This window comes from Vibrio sp. Y29_XK_CS5 (assembly GCF_024181835.1).
GTDB classification, from domain to species: domain Bacteria; phylum Pseudomonadota; class Gammaproteobacteria; order Enterobacterales; family Vibrionaceae; genus Vibrio; species Vibrio harveyi.
In genome coordinates this window covers 1-26704 of the sequence record NZ_JAMZAM010000018.1, presented here as the reverse complement: position 1 = coordinate 26704, position 26704 = coordinate 1, and the positions used below count along the sequence as shown (strand labels likewise).

Genomic DNA, 26704 nt, shown 5'->3' with positions numbered 1-26704 from the left:
GAGCGGTCATCGCTGATACGTTAGTGTTTACATTCACTGCCATGGTGATTTCTCCAATTGATTTTCCGATGTAGCGGTTTCCGACGTCTCGGAAAACCAAGTAGTTCTCTCAAAGTTACTTTTATTAACGGCGCATACCCTGATTTCTTTAGGAAAAAATTTAGATATTTTTTAAAAAATTTCATTTGGAGGGGTAATCGTGACGAAGCAGATAAAAAAGCAAAAAAACTTCAAATTATCGCTAAAGCTTCTTTTCTCGCTGTCGATACAGGCTGATTTTGTCTTGAAATTACGAAGTAGAATGCCTTAGCCAAGTAAGGTTAAAGCAAGGTTTGGGGCTTGTTTTGCTTGTGCAAGAATAGAGGTGCTTACCTGCTGCAGAATTTGTTGCTTCACCATTTGCGTGGTTTCTTTGGCGTAGTCAGTATCTTGAATGCGGCTGTTCGATGCTGCTAGGTTTTCGTGGATGTTATCCAGATTATTGATCGCATGATTAAAGCGATTTTGATACGCGCCTAGCTCTGCACGATGGCTATCAACGTACTTCATCGCAGTATCAAGGACAGCCACAGCTTGTTGAGCGCCACCGACAGACGTAATGTCAATGTTATCAACCGCATCGTACCCTTTCAGCTGTAAACCCAGCTCACTAGCTAAATCACCTGAGAACGATAAAGTTCCCGAGGTTTCTTCACCAGCCATAAACAACTGCAACTGACCCTTTTCATTCACTGACGCCGTAACTTTGTCCGTCTGACCATTGATATAAGTCGCAAGCTCCTCGATATCATCACCAGCTTTAGCATTAATTTGGATGGTTTCCGTTTCACCAAAACGATTATTAAATGACATGCTAAGATCATTCGCACCGTCTTTTACTTTCCAATCAGAGTTTGCACGTCCGTTTGCAATGTAACTAAAACCGCCCATATCAATGCCATCACTGCGCATCGACTTTAATTCAACTTGCACGGCTTCACCTGACGCAGCGCCAATTTGAAATGCCGACTTGCCAAAGCTGCCATTAAGCAGTTTACGACCACCAAAAGAGGTAGTTTCTGCAATGCGGTTTAGCTCATCGTTAAGTGCAGAAACTTCTTCCTGCAGTGCTGTACGTTCTGCTTTGCTGTTTGAACCGTTAGCAGATTGGAGTGACAAATCACGCATGCGCTGCATGATATTAGTCACTTCATTCATCGCGCCTTCCGCAGTTTGCATAATGGAAATGCCGTCGTTCGCGTTACGCACGGCAACATCCAAACCACGCATTTGCGATTGCAAGCGGTTGGAGATTTGCAGGCCCGCAGCGTCATCCTTTGCACTGTTAATACGCTTCCCTGAAGACAAACGCTCCATGGATTGGTTCAGCATGTCAGTTGCACTGGTCAAATGACGCTGTGCGACAAGTGCTGCCACATTGGTATTAACGGTGATCGCCACAAATATTGGTCCTGAAATTAAGGCTTTGGATACTTATCGACCAAATTGCAGAAAAGTTTAGTGGTTTTTGAGAAAAGAGATGGAGAAACAAAAAGGCGGAGCGTTGTGCTGATAGGTCAGCGTAAACAATAAGCTTACGCTGACTGTGTAGGATTAGAGTGCTTCTGCCGGCTTGGCAGATTTACGCGTAAGGTCTTTTGGCGTCTCTTGCGTCGTAATATGGTCGTATTTCTCGGTCAGATGGTCCTGAATTTTTTGGTGGTAAGCACCGTTGAGTTTGTAGAAGCGGAAGTACACAACCAAAGCGATAGCGAAGAAGAACGCTGGCAGCCCAACCATGATGCATTGCATGCCAAAGACGGTTTCAGGGCTTTGTTCCATGTTCGGTACATAATCCACTGCGGTCAGTGCGATACCAATGAAGAAAGCCGCAAAAGCTGAACCGGCTTTAACCACCAGCGTTTGTACTGAGTAAGCAATACTCTCGCAGCGTGAACCTAGCTTGTACTCACCATAGTCCACTGTATCCGCCACCATAATGACATTCAGCACCCAAAATAGCGCCGTACCGATTTGCAATAACACGCCCGCTGTAGAAATCAGCAGAATGCTTTGTTTGTCGTACATGCCTACGTAGATAAGGACTGCACTGCCTAAGATTGGAAAGCTAGACGCACATGCCCATAACACTCGACGTGAAAACATTTGCGCCAATTTAGGGAACAACACCAGTGTAATTAGGTTCGCGATACCAGCGTAAGCCATGTAGTAAGGGAAAAGTTCCTCATTTCCGACCACATACGTGAAGTAGTAAACCGCAAATGCTGTGATGATGTTGGTTGCGAGGTTGTATGATAGTGCCATACAAAGCACGCTCGTTAACTGGTCATTTTTGTAGATAAGCGAGAGGAGCTTCTTCAGTGAGACTTTTTCTTCAGGTTTCGTCACGTCAAGGTTGCTAGTTGAGTAACGCTCTTTCACGTTACGTAACGTGATATACGTTGAGACAAGGAAACAACCGACAAGCAAAATCGCAAACACTTGGAAGCCAAATCCTTTGTCGTCGCCACCGACATAATTGACGAACGGCATTGCGATAGCGGCGGTAACAATCCATGCGAGACTAGCAAAGAATCGAGGGTATGGCACAAGCTCTTCACGCTCACGTTTGTCCAGAGTGAGTGTTGGAACCAGTGACCAGAAAGGAATATCCATTAAGGTGTAGGTCATGCCCCATAAAATGTAAGTCACTGCTGCATAAGCAATAAGCCATGGTCCTTCGATGTGATGCGCACTAAACAGCATGAGCAACACCACTGAGTTGGTGATGGTGCCAATTAAAATCCAAGGTTTAAATTTACCCCAACGTGTGCGGGTATTGTTCACGATCCAACCCATAATTGGGTCATTCACTGCATCCCAAATACGCGCAATTAAGAAGATGGTTCCCACCACGGCAGCCGAAATACCAACAACATCGGTGTAGTAGAACATCAAGTACATGTAAACGATGGTGATAGCGAAGTCTTTACCAAATGCGCCAAAGCCGTAGCTTAGCTTGGTATTCATAGAGATACTCATTTGTTACTCCTTACGCCCCCTCATCGAGAAGGCGCAGTATATTCACGTTATTGTCGTTTTTATTGATATTGGTTTTGTGATTCAGGATTTACTGATGTACCCACGCTGGCAACCAACCTTCGTGTGCTTCAATCAAGTCATCAACAAGGGCATAAATCTCTTCGAGTCCAAGCACTGCCGCGGTATGAGGATCAAGCATGGCAGCATGATAGATACGATCTCGGTTCTCAGTGAGGATGGCTTCCGTCAGCAGAGTCTGAACATTGATGTTGGTCTGCATTAATGCCGCTAAGTGATTTGGTAATCGACCAGCTTTGATAGGTTGAATGCCGTTTGCGTCCACCAGACAAGCCACTTCCACACAACAACCTTGTGGCAAGTTGTCAATTAACGCTTCATTCTTCACGTTGCCGTAGATAACACTTGGCGTGCCTGTCCAAATCGAGTTCATGATGGTGCTCGCGTATTCATGCGACTCTTTGACAGTGATTTGATCCGCGTTTTTGAAGTCTTCGAGGTCTTTTTTCCAATCAGCAATTTGTTCTACACAACGTTTAGGATATTCATCCAATGGCACTTTATAACGTTCGATCAGATCTGGGCGATTTGGTTTGATGAAATATGGGGTGTATTCAGAAAAATGTTCTGATGATTCCGTTACGAAGTAGCCCAGCTTCTTAAACATCTCGTAGCGGACTAAGTTGGTGCAACGACCGTTGTGATGCAAACCCGGCTTCGGCGCTTTGCCTGATTCAAATGCCTCAAGCAAATCAGGATAAATGTCGACATACTCCCCCTGCTCGTTTTTCTTTTCGAACGTCAGGTAATAAGCCATGTGGTTTATGCCAGCACAGGTGTAACGAAGGTCTGAATATTCGATATCAAGGTCGCGAGCCAGCTCCTCCGCCGTCCCTTGCACGGAATGGCACAAGCCCACTTGTTTGATGTGAGGGTATTTCTCATACATCGCCCATGTGTTCATTGCCATTGGGTTAACGTAGTTGAGCATGGTGGCATTTGGACACACTTCAGTCATGTCTTCACACACGCTCCAAAGGTGAGGAATCGTGCGCAGTGAGCGCATGATGCCGCCTGGGCCTAAGGTGTCGGCGATGGTTTGCTCCACACCGTGACGCTTACAAACCTCAAAGTCCGTTACAGTGCATGGCTCATATCCACCGATTTGGAATGCGATGACGACAAAGTCTGCACCTTGCAATGCTTCTTTTTGGTTTAAGTGACAAGTGATCGTACCCGTCGCACCGGATGATTCCATCAACTTGCTTACTACTAGGTGTGATTCCTCCAAGCGGATTTCATCAATATCCATCAAGGCAATTTGCGCCCCTTTGAATGCCGGCTTATGAAACACATCGCCAAGAATGTTCTTCACAAAAATCGTAGAACCCGCACCGATGAATGTGATTTTAGGGCTTCTCATAGTTGAATCCTTTTTGCTTTCATACTTTTGTTTCGATGCATTTAAGCTACACCTGTCGCAAGGCCGAATTCGTCTCAGATAAACCAATCACTCTCCCGTTTCCTAATATTTAAAATCAACCAATAAAAAATCTTAGGAAATGGGATATTTTTGTATAAATCACGGATAAAGAAGGTGGGAAGATACGCTGAGGCTAGTTATTACGGCGATTTAAGTCACATAACCAAAATCTTATAAAACAGAGTAATTAGTGTTTTTGAAGCTGTTCTGAGTTTTGTTTCAACAGATTTAGTACAAATAACTTATACAGTTTCCTAAGAGGTGGGCGATGGCGAAGGTAGAGTCCAAGGCAGAGTTAGATACATTGAAAGTGGTGATTCAAGATAAGTATTCTTCCGAAACGGTTTCTGTAAGCCCACTTTCGCTGTACTCATCCTATGAAAAAATCGATATCGAGCTTAGACCGCCCCACTCTATGCCGGGTTATCACTGGCACGGACAAGTAGAGGTCAACATTCCTTTTGGTGATGATGTCGAGTACATCATTAATGGCAGTCCAGTCGTGGTGAAAGCAGGCTCGATAGGATTGTTTTGGGCGTCAGTTCCTCATAGGCTCACCAATCCGGGCAAAAGTCATAATATGGGGATCATCAATATTCCGATTCACCACTTTATGTCTTGGACGCTAAATCGAGACTTCGTCAATCAGATCACCCATGGTTGTGTGCTGCAATCAAACGCCAGTTCATTAGTCAGTGAGTTTGAGTTAGCACGCTGGGCAGAAGAAATAAACCACTCTTCGGAAAGTCGCCAGCAATTAGCGATTGATGAAATTGGCTTGATGTTAAAAAGAATGTGTTTAGATGGCTGGCAACAACTGAGTATCAATCGACAAGAAAAATCGACCAAGAAAGGCGTCTCCAAACACTCGCAGTTTTACGTCAGTCAAATGCTGGAATACATTGCCACCCATCATAACCAGCCGGTCACGATAAAAGACATAGCAGAGCACATTGGGCTGCACACTAACTACGCGATGAACGTGTTCCAACGAACCATGCAGATGACCATCAAGCAATATATCACGGCAATGCGGATTAACCACGCCAGAGCACTGTTGAGTGATACTGACCGGACAATTTTAGATATTGCTTTAACGGTAGGTTTTAATTCTAGCAGCCGATTTTATGAGACTTTTCAGAATTATATTGGTGTAACGCCAACGCAATATCGCAAGAAGTCACGCGAAGATCATCGCTGGAGCAGTCACAGTACTAGCCCACTTTACGAACTAGAGAAAGGCGCTATTGATGGCAAAAGACCACTGACGGTCCGTTAGTCTTATCAGGCAAGAATGAGGGGAAACAAAAAAGGCAGATCACTCTGCCTTTTTAATCATTGGAGGGTTGGCGAAGAATTACTTAATCGCCAATTCCGCTAGCATTTCTTGTGAAGGAGCGAAGAAATATGCACCTGTTACTGCTTTGGTGAAACGAAGCAGTTGGTCAGTCTTACCATCGGTAACACCGTACATGCTCTCTAGCATCACTTTGATGTTGTGGATAGTGTTGCAGTAAGAGATGAACAGAAGACCATGTGCGCCAGTTACTGTGCCGTACGGCAAGCTGTGACGAACGATCTTAAGACCTTTGCCTTCTTCTTTGATGTCTACACGACCTACGTGAGAAGCCGCTGGCACGTCTTCTAACTCAATAGAATCTGGCTTAGTACGACCAATGACTTTCTCTTGTGCAGATACGTTCAAACGGTTCCATGCAGGCAAGTTGTGCTCAAAGCGTTGAACCATCACGTAGCTACCACCAGCGAAAGCGCCGTCTTTGATCAATGCAACGTCAGCACGCGCATCACCTTTCGGGTTTTCTGTGCCATCAACGAAATCCGTCATGTCACGAGCATCTAGGTAACGGTAACCGTAAGTTTCATCCACTACCGTCACATCTTCTGCAGTTTCAACTAAGAATTTACGCAGTACATAGAAGTGCAAATCGTGACGAGTTGAGTGACAGTGAATCAAGACATCCACGTCTGTTGCTGGCGCAAATACGTCACCTTCCCCCAACTCAGGGAAGTCGATCAACTCTTCTGGCATTTGCATGTTTAGATGCTGCCAAAAAGATTTCGTGAATGCGATAGAAATCGTTAAATCAGCACCTGGTTGGTTCGCATTGAGCTCATTTACTAGCTCAGGTAGCGCTTTTAGTTTTGCCAGTACATTTTCACGGTTTTGGTTCACTTTTAACTGAGTGTAAAGTGCAAATGGTCCTGCTTCAGGCACAATCGCCGTTTGAGCTTGTGACATTGAGATATCCTCTATACATTGCCCCATGCGGGAATTATTGTTTTTAATTTTTTGATGGCTGTTCTTCTTTGTGCTCAACTTGTGGCACGTTAAAGCAATCTTTTACCCATCTTCCATTTAGAAGATAGATCATAAACCAAGTTAACAAGGTAATTGTGAGCGCATTCGCCCAATTGAATACACCATGTTCGAGGTAGACATGATACATGGTCTGAGCCAGTTGAATACCGCACAAGATCAAAGTCATGGCACGACCATGCTGGGTAATTTGATTCACCCACCCTCGCTCTGGATGCCGCAAGCCCATTAACCACATCAATAATAGACTTGGGATACCCATCGATAGTCCGAGGTATAACGTATTAGAATCGGGGTACACAATCGATAGTATCTTGCTACCGCTGTCTCTACTCACTCCTGCCATGGCAAACACCACCCAAGAGCGCGCTAGGAACATCCATCCTAGCCATAACATAATCGGCGCTTTTAAAAATCCATGAGCGTCATATTGATCAAATGAGTAACGCACAATCTCGTCTTCTTAGTTTCATAAAAACGCCACTTTAACCGATCGTTTCAGAGTTGCAACCTAGCAAAGCTGAGAACTAAAGTTCATTTCATCATCGTACGCAGGTAAACTAGGTTTAGATTTACAGCGACGTCGATACGAAACATGAAAAAGAAAAACACAGCAGCACCCGTTCCTTCCCAAGAAACGCAAACTGAAGCGATGAAGATTGCAAAGTCCACTCAAAAACCCGGTCAAACGAAAGAGCAAACCAAACTGATTGCTCAGGGCATTGAGAAAGGCATCGCGCAGTATAAAAAACAGCAGAAAGAACGCAATCGACAAGCAGACAAAGCGAAGAAGAAACAACAGAGAGAAAAACAGCGTCAACGTGATGACGTCGTTGAACAAGAATCAGCAAATATTGAAGCACCAACGAGCAAACCAGCTGTATTACCTTGGGCACTATTGGTTCTGAGCTGGATTGGTTTCGCGGCTTACATCATGATGGGGAAATAATATGCAGCGTTATGTGATGATAGGAGGCATCGCATTGGCTTTGATGGGTTGTTCGTCACCATCAACGCGACCAACGGCATCAAGTGATGACGTTCAGATTCGCTTTGATAGCCAGTTCAATCCGGATCAATGCGAGTATTTAGGTGAAGTCACTGGCAGCGAAGGTCACTGGTACAGTTACTTGTTCTACACCAATGACGCCATGATGCATGGAGCCATGGTCGACCTAAAAAACAATGCAGTATTGCTCAATGCCGATACGGTTTACATGATCGCCCCACAAGACTTTGCTACTTCCTTCAGTGTGCTTGGTACTGCCTACCGCTGCCAATAAGCGTTTCCCAGACGTAAAAAAAGCCAGCAATTGCTGGCTTATGCACGAAATCCAAGACTGCTAGCGATATCTCCCTCTCGCTCAAGAACCCATTGACTGTCAAAAGGTCCCCAATCCGAAAGTTGGTAATAGCCGTCGTTATGACGTCGACCATCTTGAACGAAGATGAGTTCGATGCCGATCCCCGGTAATGCCTTGAGTACATCTTGAATAGTACGACGAGGCCACCCCGTTCTTTCGATCAATTTTGGTACATTTGGCCTTTCTAGGTTTTCCACCAACAAGGCCAAATATAGCCGCCTTGCAAAAACAGGACTCAATTCCATTGACACCTCCTAAAATTGTGCTGATTCATTATTTCTTTTTTGCTCAGCAAGATGTTGCGTTTGATCAATAACTCGACTTTTCCGTGCTATTTAGCCAAGTTTTTTATCATTCTTATCGCTGTTTGGTGGAGGAATGAACGACTGAGCACGGTCCAATAGAGCACTGACCTGTGAAATATTCGCCGCATGATTTTGTCACAGTGGTTGCTTCTTGATAGGATGCTTGAACAGCCAAAAACAATGCAAAATCGGGCGTTCCATAGCGCAAACCGATAAGTAAAGCACAAAGAGAAAAGGAAATAATATGACGATCACCATGTTCGGCATCCCAAACTGCGACACGATTAAAAAAGCCAAGAAATGGCTAGAAGCGGAAAACGTTGCTTTTGATTTTCACGACTACCGCAAACAAGGTATCGATGCGGCAATGGTGACTGAATTTTGTAACGCGCTGGGTTGGGAACAAGTATTGAATAAACGTGGCACGACTTTCCGACAGCTGACTCAAGAACAAAAAGATTCTCTTAACGAAGAAAACGCAATCGCGCTGCTAGTAGAAAACCCAGCGATGATTAAGCGCCCAATCTTGAAAGTTGAAGACCAACTTCATATTGGTTTCAAAGCAGACCAATACGCGACCATTTTTAACTCTTAATTAAAGGAACAATCAAGGATGACAGACAGTCCAGTACTGGCACTCGCTAAAGACCTGATCAGCCGCCAGTCCGTAACGCCTGAAGATGCAGGCTGTCAGGAAGTAATGATCGAGCGATTAAAAGCGCTTGGTTTTGAAATCGAAGTGATGGTGTTTGAAGACACAACAAACTTCTGGGCTCGCCGAGGTACAGAAGCACCACTGTTTGCTTTCGCCGGACACACAGATGTCGTGCCAGCAGGCAAATTGGAGCAATGGGACACACCTCCTTTTGAACCAACCATTATCGACGGTTACCTTCACGGGCGTGGCGCAGCAGACATGAAAGGCTCTCTAGCTTGTATGGTGGTCGCGGTTGAACGCTTTATTGCAGAAAACCCAGACCATAAAGGTTCGATTGGCTTTTTGATCACTTCAGACGAGGAAGGTCCTTTCATTAATGGCACCGTTCGCGTCGTTGAAACGCTCATGGCTCGTGGCGAGAACATCGACATGTGCATCGTTGGTGAGCCTTCAAGCACTGAAGTTGTGGGAGATGTAGTTAAGAATGGTCGTCGTGGCTCAATCACGGGTGATTTAACGGTAAAAGGAACACAAGGTCACGTGGCGTACCCTCACCTTGCTAATAATCCGGTTCATGAATCACTATTAGCCATTCATGAACTTGCTACGACAGAATGGGACCAAGGCAACGATTACTTCCCACCGACAAGCTTCCAAATCCCGAATGTCTCTGCTGGTACTGGTGCATCGAATGTGATTCCTGGCGAATTTAACGTGCAGTTCAACCTGCGCTTTAGCACAGAACTCAGCAACGAAATCATTGTTGACCGCGTGACCCAAACACTCGACAAACACGATTTAAACTACGATCTGAAATGGACATTCAATGGTGACCCGTTCCTCACCGATACTGGAGCATTGCTTGACGCAGTCGTTGCTGCCGTCGATGAAGTCAACAGCACGAAGCCTGCGTTGCTCACCACTGGCGGAACGTCTGATGGTCGATTTATCGCACGCATGGGCGGTCAGGTGGTTGAGCTTGGTCCGGTGAACGCGACTATCCACAAAGTGAACGAATGTGTAAAAGTCGATGACCTTGAGAAATTAACGGACATGTACCAAAACACGTTGAAACACTTACTCGCACAATAGTGTCATAACGAAACATGCAACAATTAACGAGAGTGCCATGACGCCAGAGCAACTTACCGGAATGACCGATTCCCATCTGCAATCCACATTAGTGGGTCAAAAAGCCTTTCTGCTTCACCCTGAAGTGGCTGACGACTTACTAAACATGATTGAAGCCGCCACACAATCAGGCTTTAAGATGGAGATCGCCAGTGGGTTCCGTGACTTTAACCGTCAGAAAGCAATCTGGAACGGTAAGTTTGCAGGTGAACTGAAGATCCTCGATTCCGATTCGCAACCGCTCGACAAAACTCTACTCAATGACGAAGAAAAGCTCACTGCGATTCTTCGTTGGTCCGCCTTACCCGGAGGCAGTCGCCATCATTGGGGGTGTGATTTTGATGTTTATGCGCGTAACTTATTACCCGCTGATACACAATTACAATTGGAACCATGGGAGTATCTCGAAGGTCATCAGCGTGCTTTCTATCAATGGTTAGTCGATAACCTCGATAGCTTTGGGTTCTTTTTCCCTTATCAACAAGACTTAGGCGGTGTCGCCATCGAACCTTGGCACATCAGCCACAAATCTGTAGGGCAACAATGCCTGTCATTGTTAACACCAGAGTTGCTGAAAACTCAGTTAATTAAGCAAAATCAGATCGACAGCATTGCAGGGATGGATGTCATATTGAATAATTTGGATAAGGTTATCACCCAATTTATTCACAACATCACGCCGCCGGAGGCTCTATGATCGAAATTCTCACCAACCCCTGGGTCATTATCATCATAGTGCTCAGTATCGTGGTTGGTAACATTGCTGCGCTTAAGTACACCGCAAAAATGAAGTTTGGTCAGATGGATAAAAGTCGAAAAAACGATTTAGATAAGCTGAACGAACTAGACAAAGAACGCTATGGAGAGGAAAGCGAGAAGAAAGACGAAAATCGCTAATCTCTCGCACTTGATGCACTCTTCAACATTTGACATCAAGTAAGCAATCAAAAAGGGACCATTGCGGTCCCTTTTTTACTATTCAAATCTACTTATTTGTAGTGAAGTTAGTCTTTCACAACCGCAGCTAGTACTGGCGCAAGTGATTTCAAGAACTCTTCTTCTACTGGCTTACCAGACGAATCAGTAATGTTGATAGAAGTACGGTTACCTAGATCACCAAGCAAGAAGGTGTAAGTACCAGAGTTTAGATCGATTGGCTTAACACCAATGTCATTCCAGAACGCATCATCCGGTGACGCGTATTTCGCTGTCACTGTACCTTGCGACTGACTGCGCTCTTCAATCTTAAAGCCCATCTTCGGCATGATATCAGGCAGACGGTTCCACACGACATTGTATTGTGCACGAGCAATGATAACTGGCAGACCACTGCGATCTTTACCCATGGTAATTGGGATGTGTTTCACTAGCTCTTGTGCTTTACGTTGCGCTTCTTCACGTACGTGTTGGTCGTAGCGTGCCGTTACCAAGTTGGTCATGAACACGTTGTAACGCTCACGGTTAGTACGTGTCACTTCTTTGACTTGGTTGCCTTCACGCCAGTCAATCAAGCTTACCTTGAAGCCATGACGACCATTCATCTCACCGCGAGTAATCTCGTAGCGGCTGCCGATTTCCATCTCTTCATCAGGAGAGTTCCAAGTCACCCAACCTGTTTCGATGCGGTTATCCGTTTGGCTTTCAACTGGGATCTTGTTCTCTGCAACCATCTCTTGAACGGTCTTCCAAACTTTATCCAGTTCATCCTTACGAAGCAGCCATAGTGTTACTTCACCGTCGCTACTGCGATCTAGGCGAGCACCAGGGATCAATTCCAATACTTGCTGAGGCGGACGAATATCAACATCTTTACCAATACCACCAGCGTAGTTTCCTTCAGGAATACGGTAGTTCGGGTAAAACTGAGGTTGAGCACCTGCCGGTACACTCCACTCTTCAAGAGCAGGCGTGTTCAAATACTCGAAGTCGTCCTTTGCTTGACGACGCTGATTGGCACCACCTGAACAGGCAGTCAATACGAATACAGCTAGTGAGCTTAACACTAACTGGCTTGAAAGCTTCATTTATACTCCTAAAACACTGAGGGCTTTACCACCCTCAGCATGAACTTCAATCCTAGTAAATACCGGCGTCTGTTAGCGCTTGTTCCACAACTGGCTGCGATTTTTCAGAAAGTGGGGTTAAAGGAAGACGCAGCTCACCCTCTTCAATCAAACCAAGCTTATGTGCTGCCCATTTCACTGGGATCGGGCTTGATTCAACGAATAGGTTTTTATGCAGAGTCATCAGACGATCGTTGATCGCTTCTGCTTCTTCAAATTTACCTTCACCTGCCAAATGGAACATGTCTGCCATGTCTTTAGCCGCGATATTGTTCGTTACTGAGATAACGCCGTGACCGCCTAGTTTAACAAATTCTAGACCCGTCGCATCATCACCACTTAGTAAGATAAAATCTTCGCCACAAAGTTCACGGTGAAGTGCAATTCGGCTTAAATCACCCGTCGCATCCTTCAATGCCACGATATTATCAAGCTTTGACAGGCGTGCCACTGTCTCAGGCGACATATCTACCGCAGTACGACCCGGTACATTGTACAAAATTAGAGGTACATCACTCGCTTCTGCGATTGCTTTGTAGTGTTGGAACAAACCTTCTTGAGTTGGTTTGTTGTAGTAAGGCGTTACACTCAGGAAGCCTGCAATACCAGAATCAGCCAATAATTTGCTAAATGTAACTGCTTCGTGGGTTGCATTTGCTCCCGTACCAGCAATCACTGGGATACGACCGTTTGCGAATTCAACGGTTTTATTTACGACCTTTACATGCTCTTCAATGGTTAGAGTCGCTGACTCACCAGTGGTGCCAACTGCAACAATACCGTCTGTACCAGCTTCAACATGGTACTCAACAAGCTTTTGTAGACTATCAAAGTCTACTTCACCATCTGCTTTTAGTGGTGTAATCAGCGCTACGATACTTCCTGAAAACATGTTTATCTCCCTCATTTAACTCTTTCTGCATGGTACTGTAATGCGATTGAAAAACACAAGAGCGTAAACTCGCTTACAAAGTACAAATGAATGAATAATTATCAGTTGTTAGAGGTCTAGCAACTAAAATGTGAATTTTGTTCTCAATCCTAGCCATTCTGATAATCGTGTTCGTTGCAGCAAGGATTTCTCACCGCTTTCAATTAGGCGCGGAATATACTCTCTCGCCGAGAAGCTCAAGTCAGCGTTGAGTGAATTAATAGTGCACGCAATCAGCAAACTGTTCACTAAATCAACAAAGCGTTTTAACAAGTTTAAAAAAAGAACTGACTCGACATTTCTACTCCATATCTGTGCTAACATCTCTCTATTGAAGAAAGGACAAGAAGCTCATTTATGAAGCAACATCTGGTACTTACAGCGGTTGGAACGGATCGTCCGGGCATATGTAACCAAGTGGTTAAGCTCGTCACACAAGCTGGCTGTAACATTGTCGATAGCCGTATCGCTATCTTTGGTAACGAATTTACCCTTATCATGCTGCTTACTGGTAACGCCAGTAATGTCACTCGTGTCGAAACGCAATTGCCACTTCTTGGGCAAGAACACGACCTCATCACCATCATGAAACGCACATCAGCCCATGAGTTGCTCGATAACAGTTACACCATGGAAGTGTTTATTGAATCAGAAGACCGCATCGGTTTAACCGAGAAGTTTACGCAATTCTTTGCCGATAAACAGATTGGCCTACAATCACTTAGTGCGCAAACAATCAGTAAATCAAAGATCCAGCTGGATGCCGACCAATTCCACATTGCAATCACCGCTTCAGTAAGTGCAGATTGTAACTTGATGCAATTACAAGAAGATTTCGATGAACTTTGTAACACGCTCAACGTACAAGGTTCTCTGAATTTCATTAAAAACAATCTATAAGTAAAGGAAATAATGATGAATACGCTGACAGCAGGCACGCCAGCGCCAGCCTTCTCTTTGCTCGACCAAGATGGCAACACCGTTTCTCTCGGTGACTTCAAAGGTAAGAAAGTACTGTTTTACTTCTACCCAAAAGCGATGACACCAGGTTGTACGACTCAAGCAAAAGGTCTGCGTGATGTAAAAGCAGAACTAGACGCACACAACGTTGTGGTATTGGGTGTGAGTATCGATCCAGTAAAACGCCTAGGTAAGTTCATTGAGCGCGACGAGCTAAACTTCACGCTACTTTCTGACGAAGACCATGCCATTGCTGACCAGTTTGGTGTTTGGGGCGAGAAGAAGTTTACCCTTAGAAAAAAAGAATGACAAAAAACCTTGATGTATTTTTATGACAAATCTATCTTTGATGTGTGGGTAGCATATCGAGGATTGTTTTGTGATAGAAACGTACAAAGAAAAATGTTCTGATGTTTATGATGACTACCGACTTCTTTCTATCGAAGTCGATACATTGGCAAAGCTTAAAGTCTTTACAAATACTGATACTGAACCAGGAGAAGTGACATACTCTCCCGACCTCTCTCCTTCCAATCTAGAATCACGCATAAAGAAAACCGATATCATCGTTGCCCCTGACGGTAGGGTGGTTTACCCACAATCTCTTTACCTAGTATCTAAATTGCGTGGTGAAGCGGCGGTAAAAGACACAGGTTCAATTGCAAAAGGTTTGCTGGCTTTCACTCGGTATTTAGATTCGACTCACTACTCTCAAGTTGATGAAGATGGTCATGAAATACCATGCGAATATCTAACGTATAAAACACTATCAAAGTACGAAGAGGAAGGCGCCCCTTGGCGTTTTGCTGAGTTCCTGCTTGCGAACTGCAATGATATTGAGGGTTCTAGTGGCAGCGAGGCTTTTAGTTTATCTACCGCACGCACCTATATGGGCGTAGTAATTGGTTTCTATAAGTGGATGCAGAAATACGGCTACATCAAAAAGAACGATGACAATATCGTTACCCACTACACCATAGAAACAGTCCATCAGGAGTTAAACCAGCACGATATGCTGGCTCATACAAAATCTGGCTCTCAACGTACCTATGAAACGTCCAATATCATGAAGATGTTTCCTAAAAAACAAAATACGCCTGCTCATAAAAAACTCAAGCCGATGCACCCTGAACACAAGTCTTTATTTAATGAACATATAGTGTCACTCCCAAAGACGACAAAGCTCATCTTTCGCCTATGTGTTGAAGCAGGACTTAGAATTGATGAAGCCATTCACTTCCCCGCTCACAATATCGGTAACGCTGACTTCGGTGATTTAGAAACTGTACCTGTCAATATTACTCACACTAAAGGCAGTAAGGCGCGTACCGTAGAAATTCCCATAGAGCTGTACGAAGAGCTAGAGATACACAAAGAAAGTCATACGCAACTTAAAAACCTAAACAAGCGCAATGAGCTTATTCAGGCAGGCAGCGCAATAGACACCGTTGAGTACCTATTTCTTTCAAACAAAGGTGTGCCTTACTCAGCCAATACCTTAGAAACGCACTTTTCAAACCTTAGAAAGCAGATTCGCGAAGTGGATTCCTCTTGGTATTACCGAATTCATGATTTACGTTCTACCTTTGCGACCCACTGGCTTTGGGAGGAATCAAAAGAGCGAAGTGTTAGTTATGACTACCTTATGGGTGAGTTAGCAGAATTGATGGGGCATGTCAGTACATCGACCACTGAAAAGTACATTCAGTACATGAATAAACTGGACGACCAAATCAGCACAGCTAAGGCTAAAAACCTCAAAATAAACGGAGGTTGGTCGTAATGGCGAAAAGTAAAATCGCAAAACAGTCCAAATCCGTCAAGCGTGTGCGAAACAACCAAAACGTTGTTCCTTTGAACCTTGAGATTCCTTATAAGCACTCTAAATCAACAAAAGTAGAGCAGTTCGATGTTTCTCACCTATTACATTTAGGGTGTAACAAAGAAAACAAAAAAATAGACAGTCGAACCGTATTTATCAGGTCTTTTTGCAAAAAAGCTCAACAATATGTCAAGAATGGTAAGTCAGCAAAATCCGTCACAAGGCACTTCGAGACCTTACGCGCTTACCTTTCTTTTTGTGATGCGATAAATGCTGCCCCATTCACCGAAAATGGCTATTTGAAATATGCTGGCAACGATGGAGAGTTAAGGCATCGCATCAAGACATTTACCCCTTCAAAACGCCTGTGGGAATACAATGATGGTGATGAGTTAGGCATTAAAGAATCAAGCGCATCTGGAATACTTTCATCACTTCGCACTGCACTTGAATGGTGCGGTTTATCTGTTTCCGATTGGGCTAATAATCACCGAGGGTTTGGAGGGGAAAGGGCACCCTTTAAGGGGTACTCTGATGAAGAAGAAAAGCTTCTAGTAGAACGATTAGAAGCATTATTTTTCACCCTTGCGCCTCAGCTCATTGCTGCGAAAGAAAGCAGCACACCTTTACCCGACACCCTACCTCTTATCATTAGCCTTGGCTTGAATGAGGAAACACTTCAAATTCCGACTTCATTAGAAGTGAGAAAAGGAGTGCCCAAAAAAAATGGCACTGCTGTTAATCCAGCCTCAGCTTTTAACCTTGCGATGGGCGCTGCCTATCATTTAATGTGTTTTTTCACCTCACTGAATGACAGCAACATTCGTCAAATTGCCCACCCCATTGATGTTAAAACATCAGAGCGAGATAAGAGCTTACAAGTAGTCAAGGTCTCAAGCTATAAGGCACGTTCAAGCAGCGAAGTCGATGCCCTTTTGGTGGGGGAGTCGTTTGACGTTGATAAGCGCGATGGCGTGAAGTTTATAAAGCTGCTAGAGCGGTTATCCAAACTCTACGGCAGTGGTGAGGATGGCTCTGAGTTACTTTTTACTCTCAACGATAACGCAGAGGTCACTGATGCCTTTAATTTAAGAGAGGTGAATAAGAAGCTCTTTAACCAATTGCACCTGCTATCGCCCTATCGAGCGGGCAACCTGCCTTGGTTTAAAGAGTTGTTTTACGCCTACCGAAACCAACAAACCATCACGCTAAAAAAGACCGTGAGTCATTTAGGTCGCACGGTTGTGCTTAGAGAGGTAGAACCAACTTCCAAAACTGTGGCTGGGAAAATGGCGACCAACAGTGCCTACTGCATTTTGTCTTGTTACACCGACTTGCCACTTAAAGGGATTTTACTACCACTTACCTACTCCGAAATTGATAGCAATGGCAATGTTACCGTTTCTTTTAACTATAGAAGTGGCGAAGTTGGGTATTTCAAAGTTCCCGCTTCTGATTTAACGCTTATTAAAGATATTGAGCAATTTGCGAAAGAAAAAGCAGACAGGCAGCCTAAGAGGCACGAACGAATGCTTTTAACAAGAACCTCTTCGAGGGGCGCTCCTCTTGATTGGGAAGGTATTAGCCCCATTTCGGGAAATCTCATGCATACTTGGTCTATTGAATCCAACCATTACTATATCTCCCTTCAATCAAGTCGCTGGCGAGAAATGAGCAGCAATCAAGCCTATGCGGAGGGCGGTATTCAAGCCGTTCAGAGCCTGCTCCAAAACAAACGAGACACAATAGAGAGAAGTTACGCAAACGGGCTTCCATCACTTAATAAAGTGATTCTCTCTCAAAGTATCGAAGTCATTGAAAACCTCTTTGATAATGACTTGGAGCAAGCAAAAGCTACTGTGACTGAAAGGCGCGGCATTCCGATACTGACATACGAGGAAGGTGAGAAAAAGCGTAAAACTAACCCCAATGGAATTGCTTGTGATGGGAAGCAAGTCATGATTGATGGTAAGAACACACAGCGAGAAACGAACTACACGCTAGGTGTGGATTTACCTTGCGCCGAGTTTGATATGTGCCACAAGTGCCAATCTGCCAAAGCGGTGGATGACGTTGACGCTATTTATAAGCTTATTTCAACCATCGATGTTTTTAAGGAAGGTCTTGATATGTTTCCTGACTCGAAAGGGGATGCTCTAGAAAGAATCGAAGCGTATGAGTATACGCTAGATGGAGCAAGTGACGATGTATTCGATGAAGCCATGAAAAAATTCAATACCCAAGGTCGTCATCCAAGGGTGTCCATCGACCATGCCATTCTATTGATGTAATTGCGGAGGCTCACATGATAAAACTCTCTGACCCAGAACACCAAAACAAGCTTCTTAAAGCGCAACAAAGCGTTGGCGCTCATACAAATTACTTAATGGATGTATTAAAGCCAGCGATAGAACGCGGGGATTGGGATGAACTCGAAGCGCTTGATATAGGCTTTACGGTGACAGGTGAATCATTAGGTAAAATTGGTAATAATGAGGCTTGGAAGAACTTGCAACCTCATTTTGAGCCGCAACCAGAGAGGTACCAAACCCTCGATTTTACCAACGATGGTAAAGTAATTGAGCGCAACCTAAAATTTGAGCTTATAACTCTCATCCTTAAAATGATGTGGCTTTCACCTCATAACCACTCCTTTGCCACTCTTTATACGGCGCTAACTGATCTAAAAAAAGTCATCAAGCCGCTTTTAAATGAAGGGTTTGACACACTATCAGCGCTTAACTTTGAACTACTCGAAACTTGGGTGCTAACGGGCTTTACCGATATCAACTTCAAAAGATCTAAAATTTACAACGGGTTAAATCGCCTTTACAAAGATGCCAAAGGTTTACCCTTTGAGGTTAATTTAAACAAAAAGCTTAGCGCCTCAGATTTTGGTTTAACTATTAAAGAAGCTAAACAATATACCGTCATTCCACAAAGGCTCTACTATATGGGGCTTCAAAAATCGGAAGAACTAATTAATCAGGCTTATGCTGTGCGTCACGAGCTAGAGCAACTGGCAGATTACATCACCTCGTATGTAGACAAAGCCTATGATGGTTATGCTAAGTATCTTGTCAGTGGTGAGGCTAGAAAAAAGAACGGGGATATTACATGGTATTTAGAAAAGAATATAAATAATAAAAAGCGCACTATCGCTTTCCAGCAAGCCTTCACCGCACTTAACGCACCAAATGAACAAGAGGCACTGGCTCTCCTAGAGCTTCATAATCCAAAGATACTGAACGAGTATTTAGATAGGTTCCACACAGAGCGAAAACTAACGATTGGGCAGTGGACAATCACCAACTTAAAAGAGGCGCGAGCACTTTTCAAAAAGCTCAACGGTGGCTGTATATGGGGTTTAATGGCAAGAACAGGAATGAGAGGCGATGAAATGTATAACCTGAATACCGCTCAGGGCTGTACAGAGGATATCATTGACCGCCAAACTATATACGTTATCCATGCAAACCTTTCAAAGACAGCAAAAGGCTCTCAATCAATTCAAGATGAGTTTGTCACTACCGAAATTGGCATGAAAGCTTATGAAGTCCTTCAAGCGATGCATACACCACTTAGAAAAATACATCCTAGCTCACAATCCTTCTTTCATAAAACAAAACAGGACTTTAGTGAAATATCTAAAAACCAAATTGGAAGACAATCTCCAGACTGGTTTAAAGATGTAATGGGTGAAGAGCTTACGCTCACCAATGCAGATTTAATTGACCTAAAAGTATCCGACCCTAACTTATCTTTTGAAGTGGGTAAGAATTACGAATTTACACCACACCAACTTCGCCGCTCCTTTGCTTACTACTTGATAGGCTTTGAGCTATGTCACTTCCCGCAACTCAAACAACAGTTCAGTCATGTGTCTATGGCAATGACACGGCATTACGCTAAAAATGCCAGTAAATTTCAAAAAATCAGGCAAAAGAAAAAGACACTTGCGAACGAAATTGATAACGAGCGAATCAACCAAAAAGCTCGTGTCTATTTGAGTATCTATGAGAAACTGGCAAACAAGGAAAGAGTTGCAGGCGGTAAAGGCAAAGAGTTTGCTAAAAGCATGACCAAAACAGACCGTAACTTATTCAAAGATAAAGTGGATAATGACATGCTTTCTCTTAATTTCTGGGAAAAGCAACTTCGAGATAAAAAACGACACCTTCATGCGGTTGCGCCTGGAATATATTGCACTTCAACCACTTGTGGATTAAGAACGCTTGTTAACCTACTTGAATGTGTAGATTGCAAGAATGACTACATCGTGGATGCCGTATTCGCTGAGGCGATGCGTAAAGAAGCTGAAATTCACATGCTTTACGATATTGAAAACAATGAACTCACCCCACAAACTGCCGCTCAATCTTACGCTAAGATTCAAGCGGCTGAACGTATTATGAGTGATTTAGGTATCGACTATGAACCTGTTGTTTTCCCTAATGAAGTTGCGGATTTACTCATCCCATTTGGAGTGGTTTCATAATGTCACAGGCAACAAAAAAGAAACTAATTGACGCATTAGAAAGGCTGCTGAGCGGCGATGTATCAAAACTAACATCGAGAGAGCTGCGTAATAAGGCACGTAAAGGCAAACTCAAAATCAACAACAGTAGCGTTGAAAAAGAAGCAGGGCTTTCTGCTGGCGCACTAAGAAGACACAGCGATGTCGTTCTGATGATAAAAAACAAATCATTAGAAGTACAAGTTGCTCAAGATGAGAATACAGACTCCCCTATTGAAGTGCTTCAAAAGGAAATAAAGGCACTCAAAGGTGAGCGGACTCAAGCCAACAAGAAGAAAAAAGAGTATTACGATGAGGCTCAAAGCCATAAAGAGGCATTGGCTACTCAAGCAGCTATTCATGTGAAAGTAGTTCAAGAGCTTATGGATATGCTGCATGAGAGTCAGCGAGAAAAAGCTATGGATAAAATAGTCTCGACTCGCCTAGATAATGTAGTTGCACACCAATTTAGAAAGCCGAAGTAGTGAGCACCCCTATTTAAAAACTGTCCTGTTTGGAGTAAACACTAGACAGGACACTAAATTAACGATAAAAACGTACACTCTAACGTAATAAAAATGCACTAAAAAGTACGTAGCGAATAACGCTACGCCAAATACCATTAATTGAGAAAGTAAGGACAAAACCAATGGCAATCGAAGCTGGACAAATCGCACCAGATTTTACCCTGAATAACCAAGACAATAACCCAGTGACGCTATCCGAGTTTCAGGGAAAAAAGGTACTGCTCTATTTCTACCCACGCGCTTCAACACCTGGCTGCACAGTTCAGGCTAAAGGGTTACGAGATACAAAAGCTGAGTTAGATGCCCACAATGTTGTTGTTCTTGGTATCAGTCCAGACACACCGCAAAAATTAACTAACTTTATCAACAAGCAAGAGCTTAACTTCACTTTGCTAGCCGATGAAGACCACACAGTTTGTGAAAAGTACAATGTTTGGCAACTCAAGAAATTTATGGGTCGCGAAAATATGGGGGTAGTACGAACAAGCTTCCTGATTGATGAGTCTGGTAACCTTGAGCATGTATTTAACAAGTTCAAGACCAAAGATCACCATGAAGTCGTATTAGACTACCTAAACAGCAAACAAGCTTCCATGAGCAATTAACTCTTAACTTGGGGGCAGGCATGATTGGCTACATTCGAGTATCAGATTCACAAAGAGCCGATGGCGAGTCACAAAGAGAAGCTATCAAGGCGTACGCTGCTAAACGTGGCATACAAATAACGGATTGGATAGAAGAGCACGAGTCTGCCACCAAGACAGAGTTGAGCGAGCGGAAGTTATTTTCTCTCATCACCTCTCAACAAAGTATCATTGTATCGAATATCATTCGGTTGGGTCGCCATAGAGTTGTGGAGCCAGTAGGTGCCATTGGTCAAATAACCTCATACGGTGAGCTACATTTAGCATACAGCGACACCGTCATAAACTCAGAGAACGTTGACAATGCTGAAATCATTTTTACGGTTATTAGGCAGTCTTTTGCCAGCGCTGTAGAAGCCCAGAAGCGCTCTGAGCGAGCTAAAACTGACCACGCTAAACGAAAGACCAAAGGGCTATCATCTGGTCGTCAGAAGGGGCAGAAGGTGAAATCAAGGCTTGATGAGCATACAGCGTTTATATTGAACCTTCTCGACACAAAGACCACCAAAGCTGAAATTCTTAGGCAACTAAACGAACGTGGTGTATCGATTTCTCGAAGTCGATTCTACTCTTGGTTGGAAGCCCGTGGGAGAAGTGGCCCCCAATTTTCGGACATGATTTTAAGTGATTGATCTATTTGTATAGTACCTAAAAATACTGGAACAGATTATGACTAGAAAACGTAGAAACCACTCACCCGACTTTAAAGCTAAGGTGGCGCTTGATGCTGCTAGAGGTGATAAAACTGTCGCTGAGTTAGCTCAGAAATACAACCTTCACGCTAACCAAATCTCTACATGGAAAAAGAACTGCTCGAAAATGCAGCCATGATTTTTGCCTCTGAAAGCCAGTCAGGCAAGGACAGCTCTGAAGAAGTGGACAAACTGCACGCGAAGATCGGTCAACTGACCATGGAAAATGATTTTTTGGCAAAAGTGCTCGGTCGTTAGACCGAGCCCAGCGGAAGAGCTCGCTGGTTAAATCCACCCAATTGCCAATAAAGCGCCAGTGTGAGCTTCTCAGTATTGCTCGCTCTACTGCTTACTATCAACCCATAGGACTCTCTGCTGAAGAGATTGAACTACGTTGCATGATTGACGAAATTCACCTTCAATATCCGTTCATGGGGAGCAGACGCATTCGAAATGAGTTGTCTAAAGAAGGCCATAACGTTAATCGTAAACGTGTCGTTCGGCTCATGCGAGACATGGGCATTGGGGCTATCTATCCCAAGCCTCGAACGACCCTAGCGAACAAAGCACACAAGGTTTATCCCTACCTTTTGCGTGATATCGAAGTCACTTACCCGAGCCAAGCTTGGGCGATTGACATCACATATATCCCGATGACTAAGGGATTCCTGTATTTAGTCGCCATTATCGACTGGTATAGCCGAAAGGTGCTGTCTTGGCGGCTATCCAACACGATGGACACGAGCTTTTGTATCGAAGCCCTTGAAGACGCGCTTAAATATTATGGGCCGCCAGATATCTTCAACTCAGATCAAGGCAGTCAGTTTACCAGCACCGAATTCACACAGAAGCTAATCGACCATGGAGTCAGGATAAGTATGGATGGGAAAGGACGCTGGGTCGACAATGTTTTCATCGAGCGATTATGGAGAAGCCTGAAATATGAGGAGGTTTACTTAAAAGCTTACACCACGCCCCGAGAAGCAGAGCTTGAAATCGGCCACTACATGGTGTTTTATAATGAGGAGCGTAACCATCAGGGACTCAATGACCTCACCCCTGATGAAGCCTACTTTGGTAGGCAGAGATACGCTGTATGAGCTGGATCAACCACTTAAGATATTAGCTTATGTGTCCAACCATTGGGGTCCTCTTCTGAATGTGACATCTTAAACCTGCGCTGACAGCGTTTCTATTTCTAGCTTCGCATTACGGATGATATGTTAAATGTTCAACCGCTAATTAAAATGCTTAGTAAATAGACCAAGCATTTAGCAAGAAAGTTGACGTATTGAACGTTTGTTATGTACGTATTTTGGCAATCTCGTCATCTGTTAGCGTATCAATGAGTTTACTTAACTTTAACTGGATAATTGGGTTAAAGTTTTTAGGTTTATCTATCTCTCTCTCCCACCAATGCTTAGGATCTACAAACAACCAGCCTCTACGTAGTTCGAGCAAATGTTCATAAGAAGAATCAGATTGATACTCAAGTCCAGATTCACATCCACAGCACTCACAAATTTCAAATGTTGTATTACCGAAGCTATCTAATGCCGTGAAATCCGGATAACCACAAACTGGACAACCGTCACTTTTCATAGTTCCTCCAAGTACATAACGCCCAATTCTTACGAATCCCCTCATAATTTCTATATAAAACAATGAGTAGACGCACATCGCTCATTCTGATCTAATGAATTTCGCCAAAAACACACCTGATTAAATGGATTTAATAGGGAACCCTAACGATGCGCGATATTCAAATTCTACAGCAAGCTATTGAGGATCAATGCCCTGAAATTCACAAAAAACGACTTAGATCTCTGATGCTTGCAACCAAAGCGGTTCTTGATGGCTCTGACCTAACACTCACCAAAATTGGAAGAGCTCTCGACACTGATACCACAGTGAAACATGCTATCAAACGTATCGACCGACTACTTGGTAATCGCAATCTACATCGTGAAAAAGAATCCATATATAAATGGCATGCCTCCTTTATTACACGTGCCAATCCATTTCCCGTGGTGCTGGTTGATTGGTCGGATGTTCGAGAGCAACTGCGCTATATGACATTACGCGCTTCGGTATCTGTTAAAGGACGCGCCGTCACACTTTATGAGCAGGCATTTGAGTATAAAAACTATAACTCACCCAAAAGCCACCAACACTTTCTCGATAACCTGCAATCTCTGCTCCCAAAAGGTTGCACGCCTATCATTGTCTCCGACGCAGGTTTTAGAAATACATGGTTTCGGCAAGTCGCCAATAAGGGTTGGTTCTGGCTTGGACGTGTACGTGGCGAAGTCTCGATTAAGTGTGGCGAAGACTCTTGGCAATGGAATAAAACGTTTTATCCTCAAGCAACAAATAAGCCGAAGTTTTTAGGGGAAAGCCAACTGGCTAAACGCTCACCGCTTAAGTGCTTTGCTTACTTATACAAGAGTCGTTCCGAGATCTAAAAAGCCCTGCCTACGGGTTGGCGCTCCGTCATAATCGAACTCGCTGCACCAAGCGTATTGATATTTTATTACTTATGGCATTAATGGCCGAAATCATCATGTGGTGGAATGGCTTAATCACCATGCAAGCCAAATGGCATTATGACTTTCAAGCCAACACCATCAAATATCGTCGGGTGCTCTCCATTCCTAGGCTTGGTAAGGAAGTACGGTGTCATAGGAGATATCGAATACAAGAGTCCCAATATCACTGGGCAATGGTGGAATATCAACGCCTAACGCATACCTGTGGACTGGGAGATTTATGAGGAGATCCGCCAGCGCCCTGTTAAGGTGATGAGATGGTCTCCCCCTACCACTTCACATGACTATCAGCCATGCTTGGAGTGCTAAGGTCCTAAAGTAAAGGAGGGTACAGATAGTAGTGCTGACCTCTCACCGATCTTGGCAAGTAAGTAATATCCCACGTCAGTACCTGTTTCGGTGCCGTCGCTGTATAACTGCTCGGCTTGGCCACTTTCTTGCGAGCACGTTGACGTCCTCTGTGCTCAACCTGACCTGCCTGTCTTAAGGTTTGATAAAACGTAGATTCTGAGCCTAAGTAAACTCCCTTATCAAGTAACGTAGGGACGATTTGTGTTGGAGGAAGGGCGGCGTATTCAGGTGCGTTGCATACGTCCAATATGGCTGACCTTTCTTTCTCCGTTAACTTATTAGCTGGTTCTGGGCGAACGGCCAGTGGGCGCTGATCTTCTTGGACTTTTCCGCCTCGATACCACCTTCGATATGTTCTTAGGTCGATTTTCGTTTCCAAGCATGCATTCGGCAGACGACTGCCGTTGTCGACCGCTTCATGTATAAGACTTATCAGCGCTTGCCTTTTATCGGTTGACGTTAATCGACCTCGTCCTCTTCCCCGTGCTTTTTTCGCAGAACTAATAGCGCACTGGTTTCGGCTAAGGCTTTCTCTTTGTATCGAAGCTCTTTTTTCAGAGCTTTGATCTCCAGTTTGTCCGCTCGAGACTGCTGTTTCGCTTCAGCGTCTTTTTCTTTCGATGACCTAAAACCGTGTAAACACTCTTCACGCCAAGTGTGAATCTGCTCTGGGTAGAGCCACTTTGAACGACAGTACGTACTGAGTTCATGCTCGGTCATCGTGTAGGTTTCAGCAACGACAGCGAGCTTCGTTTGTGCTGACCATTGTTCTGGCGATGTTTTCTTACTAGGTACTGCTGCCCCTTTCTATCTCAATACTTTACGCCAATTGTACAGTGTCGCTTCAGGGATGCCTTCTTCTTTCGCCACTTCCGAAATGGAGCGAGGATATGGCGGCAACAATTTCTTGAGTATGGTTTCTTTTCTTTCTGGAGAATAACGAGACAAATGAATTCTACTTACGCCCTAACTGGTTAATTTTTAACAGTGACAACAATCCTGCCAGAGGGAGGATGCTAACAATAATCCATTTATGTTTTATGATCTGATGGCAGGGCTGGTGTTAATGACTTAGGTTCAATAATTGGGCGATGGTTGATGGGAAAAAATATGGAAGAGATTGCCGAAGAGCGAGTAGAGGTGATTGCAGAAGCTGTATCTTACACTCCATTAGAAAATGCTTTGACAGTTGCTGACCTAGCAAAAGATAGGCTTTGTTGCTTAATTAAGTGAAAAGACATGGCTGTCCCATGTTGATTAATACTTAACCAATACACTGAGTTTCAGGCATACCAAGCCCTGTAAGTTTGTTCAGTGATTTGATCATGGCG

Annotated in this window: 27 protein-coding genes and 3 pseudogenes; 18 read left to right on the top strand and 12 right to left on the bottom strand. The window is 44.0% G+C overall.

Translation table 11 applies throughout. From position 1 onward, the window contains the following. Positions 1-306 precede the first annotated feature (306 nt). The 3 genes from NL647_RS26765 to NL647_RS26755 all read right to left on the bottom strand — a co-directional run bounded on the left by NL647_RS26765 (position 307) and on the right by NL647_RS26755 (position 4462). On the bottom strand, positions 307-1440 hold the full coding sequence (locus NL647_RS26765; protein ID WP_253650897.1) for a flagellin: 1134 nt from the start codon (positions 1438-1440) through the stop codon (positions 307-309). 153 nt (positions 1441-1593) lie between these two features. Next, the gene (gene melB, locus NL647_RS26760; RefSeq protein WP_017189302.1) at positions 1594-3021 is read right to left on the bottom strand and encodes a melibiose:sodium transporter MelB; all 1428 of its coding nucleotides are present in this window, start codon (positions 3019-3021) and stop codon (positions 1594-1596) included. 88 nt (positions 3022-3109) lie between these two features. Then, the gene (locus NL647_RS26755; RefSeq protein WP_253650896.1) at positions 3110-4462 is read right to left on the bottom strand and encodes an alpha-glucosidase/alpha-galactosidase; all 1353 of its coding nucleotides are present in this window, start codon (positions 4460-4462) and stop codon (positions 3110-3112) included. Positions 4463-4790: 328 nt separating this feature from the next. Here NL647_RS26755 and melR point away from each other — a divergent pair, with 328 nt between their 5' ends. After that, positions 4791-5801 carry a transcriptional regulator MelR gene (melR, locus tag NL647_RS26750; RefSeq protein WP_017189301.1) on the top strand — a complete coding sequence of 337 codons (1011 nt, stop codon included), beginning with the start codon at positions 4791-4793 and terminating at the stop codon, positions 5799-5801. 78 nt (positions 5802-5879) lie between these two features. On the opposite strand, the gene NL647_RS26745 is transcribed toward melR, so the two are convergent. Continuing rightward, positions 5880-6782: a Dyp-type peroxidase gene (locus tag NL647_RS26745; protein ID WP_005445353.1), complete on the bottom strand. Its 903-nt coding sequence runs from the start codon at positions 6780-6782 to the stop codon at positions 5880-5882. Between the two features lie 43 nt (positions 6783-6825). Then, positions 6826-7311, bottom strand: coding sequence for a DUF2919 domain-containing protein (locus NL647_RS26740; protein ID WP_005445352.1), 486 nt, complete (start codon positions 7309-7311; stop codon positions 6826-6828). 144 nt (positions 7312-7455) lie between these two features. On the opposite strand from NL647_RS26740, the gene NL647_RS26735 reads away from it, so the two are divergent. Together NL647_RS26735 and NL647_RS26730 are read left to right on the top strand one after the other, a co-directional pair. Further along, positions 7456-7809 (top strand): DUF2956 domain-containing protein, encoded by a 354-nt coding sequence (locus NL647_RS26735; RefSeq protein WP_009703444.1) that lies wholly within the window; start codon positions 7456-7458, stop codon positions 7807-7809. A gap of 1 nt (position 7810) precedes the next feature. Next, complete coding sequence (locus tag NL647_RS26730) at positions 7811-8143, top strand: DUF4156 domain-containing protein (RefSeq protein ID WP_101904588.1); 333 nt, start codon at positions 7811-7813, stop codon at positions 8141-8143. A 38-nt stretch (positions 8144-8181) separates the two neighbouring features. On the opposite strand, the gene NL647_RS26725 is transcribed toward NL647_RS26730, so the two are convergent. Then, positions 8182-8469: a helix-turn-helix domain-containing protein gene (locus tag NL647_RS26725; protein WP_005445349.1), complete on the bottom strand. Its 288-nt coding sequence runs from the start codon at positions 8467-8469 to the stop codon at positions 8182-8184. Between the two features lie 304 nt (positions 8470-8773). Between NL647_RS26725 and NL647_RS26720 the strand changes: the two genes are divergently transcribed. Genes NL647_RS26720 through NL647_RS26705 form a run of 4 tightly spaced genes read left to right on the top strand, consistent with a single transcriptional unit; the run spans position 8774 to position 11215 of the window. Then, positions 8774-9124: an ArsC family reductase gene (locus tag NL647_RS26720; protein WP_005436871.1), complete on the top strand. Its 351-nt coding sequence runs from the start codon at positions 8774-8776 to the stop codon at positions 9122-9124. 18 nt (positions 9125-9142) lie between these two features. Next, complete coding sequence (gene dapE / locus NL647_RS26715) at positions 9143-10279, top strand: succinyl-diaminopimelate desuccinylase (RefSeq protein ID WP_101904586.1); 1137 nt, start codon at positions 9143-9145, stop codon at positions 10277-10279. 37 nt (positions 10280-10316) lie between these two features. Beyond that, a complete protein-coding gene (locus tag NL647_RS26710) occupies positions 10317-11015 on the top strand; it encodes a M15 family metallopeptidase (RefSeq protein ID WP_017189298.1) in 699 nt (232 codons plus the stop codon). Then, entirely contained in the window at positions 11012-11215 is a 204-nt protein-coding gene (locus NL647_RS26705; RefSeq protein ID WP_005445345.1) for a DUF2897 family protein, read from the top strand. The genes NL647_RS26710 and NL647_RS26705 overlap by 4 nt, the downstream gene beginning before the upstream one ends. A gap of 107 nt (positions 11216-11322) precedes the next feature. Here NL647_RS26705 and bamC read toward each other — a convergent pair whose 3' ends face one another. Together bamC and dapA are read right to left on the bottom strand one after the other, a co-directional pair. Continuing rightward, entirely contained in the window at positions 11323-12342 is a 1020-nt protein-coding gene (gene bamC / locus NL647_RS26700) for an outer membrane protein assembly factor BamC (protein WP_005445344.1), read from the bottom strand. Between the two features lie 52 nt (positions 12343-12394). Continuing rightward, positions 12395-13273, bottom strand: a complete 879-nt coding sequence (gene dapA, locus NL647_RS26695; protein ID WP_005445343.1) for a 4-hydroxy-tetrahydrodipicolinate synthase — start codon at positions 13271-13273, stop codon at positions 12395-12397. 396 nt (positions 13274-13669) lie between these two features. Between dapA and NL647_RS26690 the strand changes: the two genes are divergently transcribed. The 9 genes and pseudogenes from NL647_RS26690 (at position 13670) to NL647_RS26650 (ending at position 23573) form a co-directional block, all read left to right on the top strand. Beyond that, positions 13670-14212, top strand: a complete 543-nt coding sequence (locus NL647_RS26690) for a glycine cleavage system protein R (protein WP_005445342.1) — start codon at positions 13670-13672, stop codon at positions 14210-14212. A gap of 15 nt (positions 14213-14227) precedes the next feature. Beyond that, a pseudogene (gene bcp / locus NL647_RS26685) lies at positions 14228-14560 on the top strand (thioredoxin-dependent thiol peroxidase); the annotation flags it as partial. 91 nt (positions 14561-14651) lie between these two features. Beyond that, positions 14652-16055 carry a tyrosine-type recombinase/integrase gene (locus tag NL647_RS26680; protein WP_017817792.1) on the top strand — a complete coding sequence of 468 codons (1404 nt, stop codon included), beginning with the start codon at positions 14652-14654 and terminating at the stop codon, positions 16053-16055. Further along, positions 16055-18385: a hypothetical protein gene (locus NL647_RS26675; RefSeq protein WP_253650895.1), complete on the top strand. Its 2331-nt coding sequence runs from the start codon at positions 16055-16057 to the stop codon at positions 18383-18385. Before NL647_RS26680 ends, NL647_RS26675 begins: the two co-directional genes overlap by 1 nt. Before the next feature lie 14 nt (positions 18386-18399). After that, complete coding sequence (locus tag NL647_RS26670; RefSeq protein WP_017817790.1) at positions 18400-20592, top strand: tyrosine-type recombinase/integrase; 2193 nt, start codon at positions 18400-18402, stop codon at positions 20590-20592. Beyond that, positions 20592-21095, top strand: a complete 504-nt coding sequence (locus NL647_RS26665; protein ID WP_017817789.1) for a hypothetical protein — start codon at positions 20592-20594, stop codon at positions 21093-21095. Before NL647_RS26670 ends, NL647_RS26665 begins: the two co-directional genes overlap by 1 nt. Before the next feature lie 164 nt (positions 21096-21259). Continuing rightward, positions 21260-21742: a thioredoxin-dependent thiol peroxidase gene (bcp, locus tag NL647_RS26660; RefSeq protein WP_017817788.1), complete on the top strand. Its 483-nt coding sequence runs from the start codon at positions 21260-21262 to the stop codon at positions 21740-21742. 20 nt (positions 21743-21762) lie between these two features. After that, positions 21763-22413 (top strand): recombinase family protein, encoded by a 651-nt coding sequence (locus NL647_RS26655; RefSeq protein WP_050582059.1) that lies wholly within the window; start codon positions 21763-21765, stop codon positions 22411-22413. A gap of 37 nt (positions 22414-22450) precedes the next feature. Next, positions 22451-23573 (top strand): annotated as a pseudogene (locus NL647_RS26650) (IS3 family transposase). A gap of 202 nt (positions 23574-23775) precedes the next feature. Here the strand turns inward: NL647_RS26650 and NL647_RS26645 are convergent. After that, positions 23776-24075, bottom strand: coding sequence for a hypothetical protein (locus NL647_RS26645; RefSeq protein WP_017189285.1), 300 nt, complete (start codon positions 24073-24075; stop codon positions 23776-23778). 149 nt (positions 24076-24224) lie between these two features. On the opposite strand from NL647_RS26645, the pseudogene NL647_RS26640 reads away from it, so the two are divergent. Next, positions 24225-25246: pseudogene (locus NL647_RS26640) on the top strand (IS4 family transposase). An 89-nt stretch (positions 25247-25335) separates the two neighbouring features. On the opposite strand, the gene NL647_RS26635 reads toward NL647_RS26640, so the two are convergent. The 3 genes from NL647_RS26635 to NL647_RS27280 form a co-directional block, all read right to left on the bottom strand. Continuing rightward, the gene (locus NL647_RS26635) at positions 25336-25620 is read right to left on the bottom strand and encodes a hypothetical protein (RefSeq protein ID WP_139374619.1); all 285 of its coding nucleotides are present in this window, start codon (positions 25618-25620) and stop codon (positions 25336-25338) included. A gap of 212 nt (positions 25621-25832) precedes the next feature. After that, entirely contained in the window at positions 25833-26093 is a 261-nt protein-coding gene (locus NL647_RS26630) for a hypothetical protein (protein WP_017188053.1), read from the bottom strand. A gap of 87 nt (positions 26094-26180) precedes the next feature. Then, entirely contained in the window at positions 26181-26321 is a 141-nt protein-coding gene (locus NL647_RS27280) for a transposase (RefSeq protein ID WP_157619807.1), read from the bottom strand. Between the two features lie 162 nt (positions 26322-26483). Between NL647_RS27280 and NL647_RS27200 the strand changes: the two genes are divergently transcribed. Next, positions 26484-26606, top strand: a complete 123-nt coding sequence (locus tag NL647_RS27200) for a hypothetical protein (protein ID WP_274880349.1) — start codon at positions 26484-26486, stop codon at positions 26604-26606. Positions 26607-26704 lie beyond the last annotated feature (98 nt).